10 protein-coding genes are annotated in these 16,294 nt (G+C 47.3%); 4 read left to right on the plus strand and 6 right to left on the minus strand.

What is annotated here, in order from left to right; genetic code table 11:
• Positions 1-41 precede the first annotated feature (41 nt).
• Together der and pfkA are read right to left on the minus strand one after the other, a co-directional pair.
• Positions 42-1,343 (minus strand): ribosome biogenesis GTPase Der, encoded by a 1,302-nt coding sequence (gene der / locus SGRA_RS08940; protein WP_015692329.1) that lies wholly within the window; start codon positions 1,341-1,343, stop codon positions 42-44.
• A 328-nt stretch (positions 1,344-1,671) separates the two neighbouring features.
• Positions 1,672-2,649, minus strand: a complete 978-nt coding sequence (pfkA, locus tag SGRA_RS08945) for a 6-phosphofructokinase (protein ID WP_015692330.1) — start codon at positions 2,647-2,649, stop codon at positions 1,672-1,674.
• A 201-nt stretch (positions 2,650-2,850) separates the two neighbouring features.
• Between pfkA and SGRA_RS08950 the strand changes: the two genes are divergently transcribed.
• On the plus strand, positions 2,851-3,564 hold the full coding sequence (locus SGRA_RS08950; protein ID WP_015692332.1) for an LOG family protein: 714 nt from the start codon (positions 2,851-2,853) through the stop codon (positions 3,562-3,564).
• A 397-nt stretch (positions 3,565-3,961) separates the two neighbouring features.
• Here the strand turns inward: SGRA_RS08950 and SGRA_RS08955 are convergent, their stop codons facing one another.
• Positions 3,962-4,723 (minus strand): hypothetical protein, encoded by a 762-nt coding sequence (locus SGRA_RS08955; RefSeq protein ID WP_015692333.1) that lies wholly within the window; start codon positions 4,721-4,723, stop codon positions 3,962-3,964.
• 95 nt (positions 4,724-4,818) lie between these two features.
• Here SGRA_RS08955 and SGRA_RS08960 point away from each other — a divergent pair, with 95 nt between their 5' ends.
• Both SGRA_RS08960 and SGRA_RS08965 read left to right on the plus strand, forming a co-directional pair.
• Positions 4,819-7,848: a M1 family metallopeptidase gene (locus SGRA_RS08960; protein WP_015692334.1), complete on the plus strand. Its 3,030-nt coding sequence runs from the start codon at positions 4,819-4,821 to the stop codon at positions 7,846-7,848.
• A 1,000-nt stretch (positions 7,849-8,848) separates the two neighbouring features.
• On the plus strand, positions 8,849-9,190 hold the full coding sequence (locus SGRA_RS08965) for a hypothetical protein (protein ID WP_015692336.1): 342 nt from the start codon (positions 8,849-8,851) through the stop codon (positions 9,188-9,190).
• 415 nt (positions 9,191-9,605) lie between these two features.
• Here SGRA_RS08965 and SGRA_RS08975 read toward each other — a convergent pair whose 3' ends face one another.
• Complete coding sequence (locus tag SGRA_RS08975) at positions 9,606-13,067, minus strand: CHAT domain-containing protein (protein ID WP_015692338.1); 3,462 nt, start codon at positions 13,065-13,067, stop codon at positions 9,606-9,608.
• 706 nt (positions 13,068-13,773) lie between these two features.
• Between SGRA_RS08975 and SGRA_RS23805 the strand changes: the two genes are divergently transcribed.
• Complete coding sequence (locus SGRA_RS23805) at positions 13,774-13,929, plus strand: hypothetical protein (RefSeq protein WP_187288188.1); 156 nt, start codon at positions 13,774-13,776, stop codon at positions 13,927-13,929.
• Positions 13,930-14,173: 244 nt separating this feature from the next.
• On the opposite strand, the gene atpC is transcribed toward SGRA_RS23805, so the two are convergent.
• Positions 14,174-14,413 carry an ATP synthase F1 subunit epsilon gene (gene atpC / locus SGRA_RS08990; RefSeq protein WP_002658810.1) on the minus strand — a complete coding sequence of 80 codons (240 nt, stop codon included), beginning with the start codon at positions 14,411-14,413 and terminating at the stop codon, positions 14,174-14,176.
• A 78-nt stretch (positions 14,414-14,491) separates the two neighbouring features.
• Positions 14,492-16,000, minus strand: coding sequence for a F0F1 ATP synthase subunit beta (gene atpD, locus SGRA_RS08995; RefSeq protein WP_015692342.1), 1,509 nt, complete (start codon positions 15,998-16,000; stop codon positions 14,492-14,494).
• Positions 16,001-16,294 lie beyond the last annotated feature (294 nt).

Here is a 16,294-nt window from a genome sequence, read left to right on the forward strand (position 1 = left end):
AGGCCAATAGTGCGAACTACTGGCCTTTTTCTATTTGCTATTTACTTATCTCTAAAGTAGAGCTTAAGCGGTACTCCGGTAAAATCGAAGCGGGCCCGCAGGCTGTTCTCCAAATACTTTTTGTAAGATTCTGAAACATGCTTAGGGTGGTTACAGAAAAATACAAAAGAGGGATAAGCCGTGGGCAATTGGACCATATACTTGATCGAGATCATGCGGCCCCGATAAGCGGGGGGATGATAAGCGGCCAAGGTTTCTTCCAAAAAGGTATTCAATTTAGAAGTAGAGATCCGTTTGCTGCGGTTTTCATGTACCTCAATGGCCACATCAATGGCTTTGAGCACCCGCTGCTTCTCCAAAACAGAGATAAAGACGATGGGCACATCGCTAAAGGGCGCAATGCGCTCGCGGATGTGGTCCTCATATTCTTTGAGGGTGTTGGTGCTCTTCTCGACCAAATCCCATTTATTGACAAAGATGACAATCCCTTTATTGTTCTTGATGGCTAGGCGGAAAATATTAAGGTCTTGGGCCTCAATTCCCTTGCTCGCATCAAGCATCAATACACAAATATCGGCAGATTCCAAAGAGCGGATGGCTCTCAAGACCGAGTAAAACTCTAGGTCCTCTTTTACCGAACGCTTACGGCGCAAACCGGCTGTATCGACCAAGATAAATTCTTGTCCAAATTTATTGTAATGCGCATGCACGCTATCGCGGGTAGTTCCAGCAATATCGGTAACAATAGAGCGCTCTTCATCCAAAAGGAGATTGACAAAAGAAGACTTTCCCGCATTGGGTCGGCCCACAATCGCAATATGCGGAAGGCGGTTATCTTCTTCGGGAATACCCGGAATAATATCCGTCAAAGCATCCAGTAGGTCGCCAGTGCCACTCCCAGAAGTCGAGCTAATGGGATAAAGATTATCAAATCCCATGGCCCAAAACTCATGAATCATGAGCTGGCGTTCGTTGTTATCTACTTTATTTACGGCCAACAAAACGGGTTTGTTAATCTCTTTGAGCAAACGGCCCACCTGCGCATCCAGGTCGGTAATTCCCGTTTCTACATCTACCATAAATACTACCACCTGCGCCTCTTCAATGGCCATGCGCACCTGCTTGCGGATCGCCGCAGCAAATACATCTTCTCCATCGCCAATAAATCCGCCAGTATCTACCAAATGAAACCGCTTGCCGTTCCATTCTGTCGAGCCATATTGTCGGTCACGGGTTACGCCGCTCACATCATCTACAATTGCCTGACGCATCCCCAACATACGGTTAAAAAAGGTCGATTTTCCTACATTGGGCCGCCCTACAATGGCTACCAAATTTTCCATATCTTCTATAATAATTAAGTTCGTCTGAAGTCTGTCGGCCCAAGTTTTCTAGACCAACTGCTGTATAGTTCGCATTCAGCCCACAAAGATAAGCATATTTCATTGACCCGCTTATTTTTAGCTTTTTTTCTTTTTGGGGCCTCCCGCAGCAAGCTGCGGGCGCTACGCTTTAGGGCTCGCAGGTCTGCTCGGCCCTTCGCCAGCAAGCTGGCTCGGTCTGGCGCTGCGCGCCACCCTGTCGCATCGGTTACTCCCTTTGGTCGTCGAACTGCGGACTAAAGTCCTTGTTGTGGCCAGGCGCTGCGTGCCTCTGCTGCCATAGCTAGGCCTAAATAGCCGAAAGAATATGGGCTACTTTTTTCAGGCTGGGGCTAATTTCGATATTGTGTTTGGTAGATTGCTCAAAGGGGACTTCTACAACTTGTTTGTGCTGTACCCCTATCATTATTCCTCTTTTATTGGCCAATAGGGCTTCTACTGCGCCAATGCCCATTTGGGCGGCCAGCACACGGTCGGCACAAGTAGGGGTTCCTCCTCGCTGAATATGGCCCAAAACCGTCACTCGGCTTTCTTCATAAGGGACCTTATCTTGCACTTGCTTGGCCAATTCAAAGGCGCCACCAGCATCATCGCCTTCGGCCACTACAATAATACAAGAGTGTTTGTGCTTCTCATGGTATTCCCCAATTTGCTGAATCAGCAAAGGGATGTCTGTTTCTACTTCAGGGACCAAAATGGCCTCGGCCCCGCCAGCAATTCCCGAACGCAGGGCAATAAAGCCCGCATCTCGGCCCATAACTTCTACAAAAAATAAGCGGTTGTAGGCCTCGGCAGTATCACGGATTTTATCAATGGCTTCTAGGGCCGTATTGATGGCCGTATCATAGCCCAAGGTATAATCTGTTCCATATAGATCGTTGTCTATGGTGCCCGGAATGCCCACAAAAGGAATTTCGGGATGTTCTTCCATAAAAACCGTAGCTCCCTTAAAAGAACCATCGCCTCCAATGACCACAACCCCATCTACTCCAGCTGCTTGCAATTGTTCAAAGGCTTTTTGGCGACCTTCGGGCGTCATGAATTCAGCAGAGCGGGCAGAGCCCAAAATGGTCCCGCCTCTATTAATGATGCCCTGCACCCCTTCTCGGTCTAAGGGAACAAAATCTCCTAAAATCATTCCCGCATAGCCTCTACGGATACCGAGCACCTCTACTTGATTATAAATAGCGGCCCGCACCACTGCGCGAATGCAAGCATTCATTCCAGGCGAATCGCCTCCTGATGTAAAAACAGCTATCTTTTTCATGCTTTTTGTTTTTTTGGTCCAAAAAAAGGCCGTCAAGCCGCCTAAAATACAGTTTTCTCTTCCCTTTTTCAGTTTTATTTTGATAAATTGCTGAGCTTTTGCCCCGCAAAAAGCCAGAACGACTATTATTGATGGCCCTTCTTTTTCTTTAAAAAGATGGCATTTTTTTGTGCCCAGGGCCCAACTTAAAATATTTTGACTATGACAGAAAAAGAAAAGCATTCTAAAAACAACCCCAGACAGTGGTCTAAAATTAAGGCAGAAAACTCTTGGACCATGTTCAAGGTAATTGCAGAATTTGTAGATGGCTACGAGCGCCTCAATGATATTGGTCCCTGTGTGTCTATTTTTGGCTCGGCCCGTACCAAGCCCGACAACCGCTACTATAAACTAGCTACCGAAATTGCCAAATTGATGGTCAATGAGGGCTATGGTGTGATTACAGGTGGTGGCCCCGGTATTATGGAGGCGGCCAACTTGGGCGCCAAGCAAGCAGGAGGTCCTTCTGTAGGACTCAATATTGACCTTCCTTTTGAGCAAGGCCATAATGACTATATTGACAACGACAAGATTTTTAACTTCAAGTACTTCTTCATCCGCAAAGTGATGTTTGTGAAGTATGCGCAAGCCCTTGTAGTGCTTCCTGGTGGTTTTGGTACCATGGACGAACTCTTTGAGGTCCTTACTTTGGTCCAAACCCAAAAGAGCTCTCCTGTTCCCATCATTTTGGTTGGTTCTGAGTTCTGGACCGGCCTAAAGGATTGGATCAAAAACGTGATGCTAGAACAAGAGCATAATGTAAGCCCCAAAGATTTGGATCTTATGCCCATTACCGATGATCCCCAAGAGGTGGTCCGCATTATCAATGAGTTTTATGCGCATGAAGACCTCAAGCCTAAATTGAATCTGCACTAAATAAAGCAGAGGACCAATAAAAACGCCCCCGCTGCCATTGGCAGCGGGGGCGTAACTTTTTAATCTAGACAATCTCCCCCCTATTTTTTGGAGGGTACAGGCCACAACAAGCCCTTTAGGGTGTAGTTCGACGACCGAAGGGAGTAAGCGATGCGGCAGCAGAGGCGCGCAGCGCCTGGCCTAGCGATGTGAAGCAGTGGCCGCAGGCCAGACCAAGGCGGCAAAGCCGCCGCAGGGCCGAGCGAACAGCGAGCTGCGAAACGTAGCGCCGACGAGCGAAGCGAGGCGGAGGCCCCAAAAACTCAGCGAGCTGCGACAACAAGGACTTTAGTCCGCAGTTCGACGACCAACGGGAGTAAACGTAGCGCCCGCCGCAGGCGGGAGGCCCAAAAACAACTTAATCGTTCATGGTACAAGTGGTACAGCCCGTGCAGTAATATGCGTAATAACCAAACTTACCCACTTTCTTTAGTGCACAGCCCTTGCCTTCACCTGAGGTACAGCTACAAGATTTTGGAGCATCGCCAGGAGCAGCAAGCTTCACATCAGGAAATAAAACAGAAAAATCGGGGCTATAGGGGATCAGCAACTGAAAGGCCTGTCCATAAAAATAACTTTGCGCTAAAACGTAATCCTCTTCTGATAATTGAACTAAATCTTCTCCCTTGGGAAAATCAGGCAAATCGCCTCCACCGTACACAAAATCATAATGCTCTTGAATAAGTTTTTGTAGCTCTGGCAATTGGGTAAAAGCCTCGATGCCCGCAGCAGACAAGGAAGCCTTGGCCGCAGTTTCATAACTAATATCATCCTGAGCAGTGTAAAGCACTCCCAAAATTTCTAGATTTGACTGTTCTTTTTTGGGCTGGATAGCGACATCTGCCAAGCTTACCGCCTTCGTCTCTTTGTCCTGTAACAAAAAGCTATAACCTTGAGGCAAAACAAACTCTACCGAAGTTTGGCTAGCATCCGTATATTTCCATTGGGTGCCCTTGGGCAGTTCAATTCCTTCTTCTAGGGGCTGAGCTTGCGCTAGCGTTTGATAGCTATCTACTGATTTTAGGGTTTCTTGGGCCATTTCTACCTCTGCTTGTTGGCAGGAAGCCAATAAAGCGAAAGTCACAAAAAAACTAAATAAATTAAAAATAAGATTCTTCATAATTGACAAATGTTTAGATTGAAAAATTAGAATATATAAATCTAAAAAAAATCAACCTCACAAAATCTAATTAAATAAAAAACATACTTCCTAATATGAAATCAATTCTAGCACTTTTGCTCTTTTTCTGTTCTTGCTTTCTGTCTGTTTGGGGGCAAAGCAGCGGCTACTTTCAGCAGCAGAGCCGTTATGAGATTCACTTTCGGCTCAATGAGGCCCAGCATAGTTTATCGGGTCATTGGAAAATGCGCTATCAGAACCAGTCCGCAGATAGTCTAACTGAAATATGGATACATCTTTGGCCCAATGCCTACCGAAACAACGGCAGTCCCTTTGCCCATCAATTGGCAGAAAATGGCGACCTGAGTTTTCAGTTTGCGGCAGATTCGGCCCGTGGGGGAATAGATAGTCTGGACTTTAGCAGCCCCGGCCAAAACCTTAGCAGCAGCTTCCCTTTGGGCGGCCAAGAAATGCTGCGGCTGGAGTTGAGCACGCCCCTCGCCCCAGGCGACAGTTTGCTGATTGAAAGCCCTTTTTACTTAAAAGTACCCGCTAGTTTTTCTCGTTTGGGCCATCAAAAACAATATTATCAGCTTTGTCAATGGTACCCCAAAGTAGCGGTTTATGATGCAGAGGGCTGGCAGCCTATGCCCTATTTGGACCAAGGGGAGTTTTATGGAGAGTTTGGCGATTACGATATATATATAGAGCTGCCCGCCAATTATTGGGTGGCCGCCACAGGCGAGCTACAAACAGCAGCCGAGCAAAAACGTCTGGCCGATTGGGCCAAAGCCTGCGCAAAAATGGACCTGATTGGGCTTTCGGTAGATCCTCCCCCTAGCCTTCCTTCAGATAGCAGCTTTAAGCAATTGCACTATCGGGCTAAAAACGTACAAGACTTTGCCCTCTTTTTGAACAAAGACTTTTATGTCCTGAAGAAAGAGATGACCCTAGCCACTGGCCGAAAGCTGCCCCTTTGGGCCTTTTTTGAGGCCGAAGAAGCTTATATCTGGCAGTTGGCGCCCGACTTTATGGAAAAATCGACACGCTATTATTCTAAAGTCATGGGAGAATATCCCTATCCGCAAATTACGGCGGTCCAAGGTCCCTTAGGCGCAGGTGGCGGCATGGAATATCCCATGATTACCATCATCAACCCCACTAGCAGTAAAAAATATTTGGACCTCCTTTTGGCCCATGAAATTGGCCACAATTGGTGGTATGGCATTTTGGCCAGCAATGAGCGCAAACATCCTTGGATAGACGAAGGCTTTAATTCTTATATCGAGAGCCGTTATATGCAGCAAGAATATGGCGGCCAGCCCTTGCGCCAAGCCTATTTGGCCTATCTGCTGCAAGTCCAGCGCAATGAGGAGCAATCTAGCGCCCTGCCCTCTGATAGCCTGAGCAATTTTAATTATTATTTGGCCGCCTATGCCAAACCCAGCCTCATCCTCTCTTATCTAGAACAGCATTTGGGCCAGCCAAAAATGGATAGCATTCTGCAAGCGATTTATGAAAAATGGCAGTTCAAACATCTTGGTCCCCAAGAACTGCAAAAGGAGTTTGAGCAGGGCAGCGGCCAAGATTTAGACTGGTGTTTTCAGGAGCTACTACAAGATAAAAAGCGAGTAGATTTGGCCCTAGAAAAACTGAGTAATTTGGGCAGCGATAGCCTATTGGTCCAAATTCAGAATAAGGGGCAGGCCGCTCCCCCCATCTTTTTGGCCTATATGAATGAGGAGGGCCAAGTCTTGCAGGCCTTTAAGTTTCCCCCCTTGGCGGCGGGAGAAAGAGAAAGCTTCCGCATCCCCAAATTGGCCCATGCGCATAGTCTAGAAATAGACCCCTTTGCCTATTTGCCTGATTACAACAGAGCCAACCAACAGCAGTATTTTGCTCGCTCCAAACGGAAGCGCATTAACCTACTCTACCCTAGCCCAGATTTTACAGATCAAGCGCCTTCTGTGGCCCCAATTATTGGCTACAATGCCTATGATGGCTTGCTGCTAGGCTTGGGACTTTACAGCAATCCAATTTTTCCAAAAAATTGGCGCTATCAACTTTATCCTTTGGTTGGAACGAGCTCCGAGCAGCTCTTGGGGCAGGGTCAATTTAGCTTTCAGAAAGGTTTGCAAAAGGGCAAAATCAAGGATTACCAAATTAGTTTGGGCTATAAGCGCTACAGCTATTTTAGCAATGAACGCTACAACTATAAATTACAATATCAGCGTTGGCGCTTGGCGGCGGAGCTGGCCCTGCGTCCCAAGGCAGGTCGCCAATTTAGGCGGCAATATATTGGCCTAGAAAACCTATTGATTCGAGAAGAAGAGGAAAACTTTGAGCGCGACAGCCTGAATAACATTAGCTATTTGGACAAAACGGGCAGCTTTAGATCGGTCCACCGCCTCTATTATCGCTGGGAAAACCGCCACCCTTTGGCCCCCGCAAATTATAAGTTGGCCCTAGAGTTTGCCCAATACGATCAAGGCCAGGAACAGTATCTCAAACTCAGTCTAGAGGGACAAAAAGACTGGTATTATGCCCTAGGCAAAAAGATCGGCCTCCGCTTTTTCTTTGGCGGCTTCCCCTTTCATAGCGATCGAGATTTTGGCGCTTACCCGCTGCATTTACTCAGCCGAAATGCCCATGACTACCATTATGACAACTATGTTTGGGGCCGAAATGTCCAATCGGGCTTTTCCGAACAGCAGGTTTTAATCAAAGAAGGGGGCTTTAAGTTGCCCATTGCCAACGCCCAAGCCATTAGCGATGGCCGCAGCAATAGCTTTATTGGGGCCATAAATCTCCGAGCCGATTTGCCCATTCGCCTGCCTTTCCGCCTGCCCTATTTTCGCCTACAGCCCTATTTTGATCTGGGGTATTTTGAAAACACCGTCCCCTCTCTCCAACTAGACAGCCCCGCCGATGCCATCTTTTACGATCTCGGTCTGCTGCTCGATATTGGCGATGGACTGGCCCAAATTTCCTACTCTTTTTACTCCAATGAACGCCTCCGCAATTATATGAAGGAGAAAAATAACTTTTGGGCTCGCTTCGGCATCAGTATCAACCTCAATAGCTGGAGCAGAGAAAAACTAACCGATGAACTGATTGGATTTTAAGTGTTTTTTGGGGCCTCCGCAGCAAAGCTGCGGCGCTACGCTTTGGGGCTCGCTGCTCGCTCGGCCCTTCGTTTTTTCGCTGCGCTCAAAAACTCGGTCTGGCCTGACGGCCACCCCGCCGCATCGCTAGGCCAGTCGCTTCGCTCCTTTGCGGCGGCTTCGCCGCCTGTAGGACCCCATAAGGAAAGGTCCAAAACTTAGGTTTTGGGCCTTTTTCTGTTGTGGAGGGGTACAGCTAGCCATCAAGAGGGGTTCCTGTACCCATCGGGAGGGGTTTACCTACCCATCAAGAGGGGGTTCCTGTACCCATCAGGAGGGGTATACCTACCCATCAAGAGGGGTTTCTGTACCCATCAGGAGGGGTATACCTACCCATCAAGAGGGGGGCCTGTACCCATCAGGAGGGGTATACCTACCCATCGAGAGGGGGGCCTGTACCCATCGGGAGGACTAGCCTTAGCCCTCCATAGGGGTTTTGTATATTATCTTGAGGGCTATCTCTAATCCTCCAGATCAGTCCTCCTAGTCATCAGGAGTATTCTTCTACCTAAAGAAGAGGACTTAGGCTAATCATCGGCAGGACTTGAACTACTCCAAAGGAGGACCTATAGAGGTCCTAAAGAGGAACTAGGCCTATAGTGTAGCGGACTTAAGTAAGTCCAAAAGAGGATGTACAGAAGCCCTCTAAAGGAGCTCCCCTAGCCCAATCGAGGACTTGCCCAAGTCCTCTTGAGGAGCTATACAACCCCAAGAGAGGACCTAACTAAATCCTGCTGAGGGGGTTCAGTACTCCTCTTCCTTATTTCAGGGGACTGTTCGGGACTGTTCAGGATTTTGTGTATTAGAATAAAATTTGGGCTGTTAGCTTGTTAGGATTTGGCCAATTATTGCCTAGGGACAAGCCCCTAGGCAGCAAAAAGGAGAAGCACAAAGCACTACAGTGGGAACTAATACGCCAAGAGCAGCCTTCTAGCTCTCTGAATAAGTAAATCAAAGAATAATGGATACAAGTGTAATTTTAATCTTCTCTATTCTAGAAGATTTTGCAAAAAGACAAAAAGAGATATCTGTCTTTAAGCTTTATACTGGTCGCAATATAGACCTAGTCTCTATTGAGGCGCCAGATGACCCTGATCTTGATGCTGCATGGTATGGAGGATCTAAGTATATGTCCCAATTCATTTTAATAGGTGCCTATAAATCTCTAGAGATTGATAAATTCATTGCTCATCTAAAGACTGAGGTAAATTGGGAAGAACCCGAGGAAGTCCAGCTACTGGTTTATGATGAGAGAACTGGAGATGAAATCTATAGACTCATCAATATTTTTGAGGCAGAATAGATGTAGTACACTAAGCGGCAGCCAATTAAATCAACTGCCGCTTTTTTCTACGGTTTTGCAGGGCCGAAGGCCCGCAGGCAAAGGCCAAATGAAAGCTCTGCCACTTCTATCCTTTGCTTTAATTTCTTGCTATTCTGCGTTATTTTTCTCAGCCATAGCTACGGCTATGCCTTTAAAAAATGCCTTGACTAGCCTGAAATTTTTACCAAAGGATGGCCGAAGCGCAGAACTTCCATTCGGCCTAGGGGCCTGAAAGGGTGGCCGAAGGCCAGACCGAAGCCCGAAGGGCTGAAGGGCCGAGCAGACCTGCGAGCCCTGCAAGGGCCCGGCCGCCGAAGGCGGCAGGCCCCAAAACAGCATCCTCAGAAATAAAAAAACCTCCTCCAAAGCGGGAAGAGGTTGGAGGTTTTGTTGCTTAACTGCGCCATTTTTGCCAGCGCTCAATCAGGCTAGAGAGCCAAGCCATGGGCTTTTTTTGCTGGCGGCGATAGAGGAGGAATCCCGTAGCGCCAAGGGCCAGGCTCAGGCCGAGGAGCAGCAGCAGAATGCTGGACCAAGACCAGCCGTAATCTAGGGGGGCGGGATTGCCAATGCTGATAAAAGAGCCCCAAAAAGCGGGATGTCCAGAAATGTGATCGGACTGATTGAGATAGTCCAATTTAGCCTTTTGCAGAGCGGCGGGTTTGCTCATTCCATTGGCCAAATTTTCATAAAAGCGGGCCATTAGGGCAGCGCTCGTATAATCGTTCACCTTCCAGAGGGTGGTCACCACCGAGGGCACCCCCGCATACATAAAGGCGCGGGCCAGACTGAGCACTCCCTCGCCTCGGACCACCTTACCAAAGCCCGTTTCGCAGGCCGAAAGCACCACCAAATCTGCTTTGAGGTCTAGGTTGTGAATCTCATAAGCATACAGGCGGCCAGCATCTAAATTGTCTATTTCTCCAGAATCTCGAGCAAAAAGCAAGAGCGACTTATGCGGATGGCGAATATCGACCACGCCGTGCATGGCCAAATGGATCAGGCCATAATTAGAAGCGTACTCATAAAAATGCTCCTTATCGGCCTCCTGTTTCATAAAGTACTTGCCACTAAAATAAGACTGGATTGCCTTGAGTTCTTCCTCGGCCCAAGGCAGCTCCTTATGTTCCCCAATCAGGGGATCGCCAAGAGGGTAAGCGGGGGCAAAACCGAGGCATTGGCGGTTATTTTCTAGGCGTTTGGCTCGGATATTTTGGACCAGCAAACTGGCTGAATAAGAATAATTCAATTGATAGCGGCGGATGAGGTAAGCCAAACTCTTATAATCCACCTTATTCAAATTGGCGGGCTCTTGCAGTAAAACCTCAAAGGGAATATAGCTGAGTGCCCCGTCAGGAATCACAATAAGTCGATCCAATTGCTCACTACTCCCTTGGATAAAAGGCATCACATAGCTTTTATAGAAAGCATGAGCCGAGAGCACATAATTCTCATAAGCCTTTTTGTGGTCCTTACCAATCATTTGGTAATCGGTTAGGGCTTGGCGAAGATCTTGGAGATTTTGGTCAAAATCCTGCGGCAGGGGCAATTGATAAAAGCTGGGAAAATCCTTCGTAATTTTGAAAACATAGAGATAGTGGTCGCCAATAAAATACTCTAAGAGTAAATCTTGGGGTTCTAGAATCTCCTTTTGCAATTCGGGCAAGCTCACCGTTGGGCTCTCATATTTGAGTTGATAATACTTAGGGTAATTCTGCTCAATATATTGGACCAAAGAATCGTAGGATTTTCGGCTTTGGAAGTAAGCCTCATCAAACTCCTCGGCTCGGCTCATATTTCGGTGTCGATAATCCGAATAATAGGCGAGTTTTCTTCTCAGGCTTTCTTCTTGGGTCAATAATTCGCTTGGGACATCACTAAAAGAGCGGGCGGCCACCCCTTGCAGGGCTTGCAAAAGAACAAAGCTTTTGCTGCGTTCCATGATCTCGAAAGCCTGATAGAGGTAACTGGGGTTTTTGCTTTCTTGATAGCGCAGATGGGCCACCTCAATAGCGCCTTCATAGACCGAAATAGAGCGTTTGGTCAGTTGTTGTTTAGAGCCATCGGAAGAGAAATTGATGCGGAGGCTATCCACCAGGTTCAGGGCCAGGGCATAGGTAGATTCGGCGGCTTGAATCTCTTTGGGGGCCTTATTGGCCCGATGCAATTCTAGCAGCAGATGACCTTTTTGGGCCAGGGCGGGCAGCCAGTCGATATTGTGCATCAGGCAGCCTAAGTCGGGATTCTGATAAATATCTACCTTATCTTCTGGCAGCTCTTTACAGACTGCCGTCAGGGCATTTTGCACATAAATCAGGGCCAGTTTATAATCTCTTTTGCGCTCATAGAAGGAGGCCAAATTGAGGTAACTATCAAAGAGGCTTCCCCCAATAACTTCATCATCTTCTTTCTCCTCGGAGGCATCAAAGAGTAGGGCCACCTCTTGCTCTTGGCCAAAGCCGCTTTTGGCATAATTAGCGGCCCCTCCATCACGGATACTAATCTTCTTTTTTAGGGCCTCATTGAGGTAGTAATACTCTTGTTTGGCATCTCGAATAAAGCGGTAGGCTTCGGCTAGACGGTCATAGGCTTGGGCCAGACGATAGTCATTTCCAGAGAGTTGTTGCTCCCAAAGCTTAGCGGCTTTTTGGTAATAAAAGAGCAGCGAATCGGGTTTAGATTTGGCCTTAAAGTACTCCCCTAGTTCTATATATATATGGCCTAAATTGGGGTGTTCTGGACCATAAATTTGCCGTTCTAAGCCCAAGGATTTTTTCAGATGGATATATTCTTCTCGGCTATTGCCCAGGCCTCTTTGGGCTTTGGCAATGGCTTTGTAGAGCTGGGCCACCTCTACGGATTTGCTCCCTACTAGCTCCAAATAAATCCGCAAACTGCGCTCATAATAGTTTAGTGCCTGATCATAATCTCCACTATAAAAGTTGCGCTGCCCCAAAAGATAATAGCTGCGGCCAATATCTTTATGGACCTTATTCAGGGTTTTGAGCTGAATCTTCAGGGCTTTTTCTAGGGCTGCTTCTTCTTCCTCAAAGCGGTTGGTCAGCCGATAATAGACCGCCAACTGCAAATAGGAGGAGGCAATTTTGGGGTGTTTTTCGCCAAACAGCTTTTGCCGAACAGCCAAGGCCTTTTGGTGGTAATCAAAGCCTTTGGGGTAATCTTGTTTGCGATAATAATAATGTTCGCCTAGGGCCTCATAAATATCTGCGGTCAGGTAGGTCTCTTTGGATAAAGAATTGAGTGCTTGGTCCAGATAATCGGCCTCCATGCTCAGGGGGTCGAGCAAGCTGCTGCTGTCCTGCGCCTGCTTATTCAGTTGGCCATAACAGCGACCAATAAAGTAATAGCTTTGGGCCAGTTCTTCTCTGGGCGCATTCCATTTTAGGCGAAGGGCCAGGGCTTTTTGGTGCAGGGCCAAGGCCTTCCAAAAATCTACTTCGGCATTCATGCGGTAGCGGCCCAGGCCCTCATAACCATCGGCAATGATGAGACTATCCACCTGCAAACTGCTATCCGATCGGGCCAAATCATCAAAGAGGGCCAAGCCCCGCTTAAACTCATTATCGGCCTCTTGGTAGCGGGTCAATTCTATATAATTATTGCCCACCCCATTGTAGCAACGGCCATAGCCCTCCACATCTTTGAGGCGGCGATAAATAGCGGCGGCAAACTGAAACTCTTGTACCGAGGCCTCATATTGGGCTTCGGCATAAAGGGCTTTGGCTTTTTCGACATATTCGAGGGCTCTTGCTTTGGAGCCTGTATTTTGGGCCTGCCCAAAAGGCAGCAAACAGCCCAAACAGCCTAATAGTAGTAGAAAACGAACTAAGGGCATATAAGTGATTGATATTTTGCGGTATGGAGTCGGGGAAAAGGGTTGCCCTAAAATACGGCTTTTTATTTTGCTGACTAAACTGTTTTTTTGGGGCCTCCGCCTCGCTGCGCTCGTCGGCGCTACGCTTTGGGGCTCGCAGGTCTGCTCGGCCCTTCGTTTTTTCGCTGCGCTCAAAAACTCGGTCTGGCCTGACGGCCACCCCGCCGCATCGCTAGGCCAGTCGCTTCGCTCCTTTGCGGCGGCTTCGCCGCCTGCTATCTATCGCCTAGGGACAAGCCCCTAGGCTAACCCAATGGAGCCAGCCCTCTACGAGGGCCTAAATCATTGATAAACAACACCTTATTCAGTTGTCATCGCAGAGAAAAACCTCATCCAAAGGCCCTCTTTAGAGGGCTGTCTGAAAAAGCTAGCCTAGGGGCTTGTCCCTAGGCAGCAAAAAGGAGAAATACAAAGCACTACAGTGGGAACTAATAAGCCAAGAGCAGCATTCTAGCTCTCCGAATAAGTAAAAAAGAGAATAATGGAAACAAGTGTGATTTTAATCTTCTCTATTTTAGAAGATTTCGTAAAATGACAAAAAGAGGTATCTGCCTTTAAGCTTTATCATGGAGCTAATATAGATTTAGTTTCTATTCATGCTCAGGATGATCCCAATATTGATGATACTTGGTATGGCGGGTCTAAATATATGGCTCAACATATTTTAATGGGTGCCTATAAATCCCTAGAGATTGATAAATTCATTGCTCATCTAAAAACTGAGGTAAATTGGGAAGAACCTGAAGAGGTTCAGCTACTGGTTTATGATAATAGAACTGGAGATGAAACCTATAGACTCATCAATATTTTTGAGGCAAAATAGATGTAGCCCCTAGCGGCAGTTGATTAAATCAACTGCCGCTTTTTTCGGTTTTGCAGGGCCGAAGGCCCGCAGGCCTAGGGGCCTGAAAGGGTGGCCGAAGGCCAGACCAAAGCCCGAAGGGCTGAAGGGCCGAGCAGACCTGCGAGCCCTGCAAGGGCCCGGCCGCCGAAGGCGGCAGGCCCCAAAAAAAAGAGACGCTCCTTATCAAAAAGAAGCGTCTCTTATGGGAGAGTGGAAAGGCGGTCTACTCTTGGACGAGCAGAGAAACCTTATTATCGAGTACCTCGATAAATCCGCTTTGGATAGCGAGTTCTTGCTTACCCCCTTCCTGGGCCAAAAAGCTCACATCGCCAGCCTGCAAAGAGGCCACAATAGCGGCGTGATTTTCTAGCACCTCAAATTCTCCATCTACACCAGGCACCGTAATGCTGCTGATTTTGCCTTCAAAAACTTTCTTATCTGGCGTCAATACAATGAGTTCCATAATAATATCTTGTATGATGGCCTAAAAAAATTAGCCGCGGCCGAAGCAGCCACGGCTAAGATCTATTTATCTATTGGATTAAGCTTCGCTGAGGAGTTTTTCACCTTTCTCCATAGCTTGCTCGATGCTACCTACAAGGTTAAAGGCAGCTTCGGGATATTTGTCTACTTCTCCATCAATGATCATATTGAATCCTTTGATGGTATCCTTGATGTCTACAAGTACCCCTTGGAGACCTGTAAACTGCTCGGCTACGTGGAAAGGCTGAGACAAGAAGCGTTGTACACGGCGGGCGCGGTGTACGACCAATTTATCTTCTTCAGACAATTCTTCCATACCCAAGATCGCAATGATATCTTGCAATTCTTTGTAGCGCTGAAGAATGTTGATTACTCGTTGGGCGCAAGTATAGTGCTCATCGCCTACGATATCGGGAGACAAAATCTTAGAAGTTGAATCCAAAGGATCTACCGCGGGATAGATACCCAAAGAGGCCAATTTACGGCTAAGTACCGTGGTGGCATCCAAGTGAGCAAAAGTAGTTGCGGGAGCGGGGTCAGTCAAGTCATCCGCAGGTACGTAAACAGCCTGTACAGAAGTAATTGAACCACGCTTAGTTGACGTAATACGCTCTTGCATCAAACCCATCTCGGTAGCAAGTGTAGGCTGATAACCTACAGCAGAAGGCATACGTCCCAAAAGGGCTGATACCTCGGCACCGGCTTGTGTAAAGCGGAAGATGTTATCGATAAAGAATAGGATATCACGACCTTTAGCTTCATTGGGATCACCATCGCGGAAGTACTCGGCAACGGTAAGACCAGAAAGAGCTACACGGGCACGGGCACCGGGAGGTTCGTTCATCTGACCAAAGATAAAGGTAGCTTGAGACTCGATGAGCTCGTCATGCTTCACTGCGCTGAGGTCCCAACCGCCTTCTTCCATAGAATGCTCAAACTTTTCGCCATAGCGAACGATATTGGCTTCGATCATCTCGCGCATAAGGTCATTTCCTTCACGAGTACGCTCACCAACACCAGCAAAAACGGAGAGTCCTTTATGCTTCTTGGCAATGTTGTTAATCAGCTCCTGAATAAGTACGGTTTTACCTACACCGGCACCACCGAAAAGACCAATTTTACCCCCTTTGAGGTAAGGTGCGATCAAGTCGATAACTTTGATACCTGTGTAAAGGATCTCTTGAGAAGTACTCAAGTCCTCATAGCGAGGAGGTTTGTTGTGGATAGGGCGACGCTCGGCATTGGGCAATTCACCCAAACCATCGATAGGATCACCTACTACATTAAACAAACGACCTTTGATCTCGTCACCAACAGGCATCGTGATCATACTGCCTGTATCTACTACGGGCATGCCACGAGTAAGGCCCTCAGTACTGTCCATAGCAATCGTACGGACGCTATCTTCACCAAGGTGCTTTTGACATTCGAGAACAATTTTATCTCCATTGGGGCGAGTCACCTCAAGGGCGCTAAGAATTTCGGGAAGTTTAGCCTCTTTGGCTGAAAAGCTTACATCGACTACAGGTCCAATGATCTGCTTGATGTATCCAGTATTTTGTGCCATAATTTTATTCTTGGACAATAATGAAATGGTATAAGTAAAACTCTAAAATCAGCGCAAAGATAGGCCTTTATCATAAAAACAAAAAAATAAAGCCCCTATTCGCCTGCTCTAACTGCTTGTTTTTCTATGTAATAGTAGGCCTACAGAAGAAAATTAGGATTGAAAAGCCCAAACAGAATATTTTTAGGGCTAAAAATCGCAAACAGAATAAATAACGGCCAGCTAGGCTTTAGCGGGCCAGCTTTGTTAATGATTAGGCGGTTTAATAATATGGGAGTCCTCTTTTGTATAACT

It is taken from the genome of Saprospira grandis str. Lewin (assembly GCF_000250635.1).
Lineage (GTDB): Bacteria > Bacteroidota > Bacteroidia > Chitinophagales > Saprospiraceae > Saprospira > Saprospira grandis.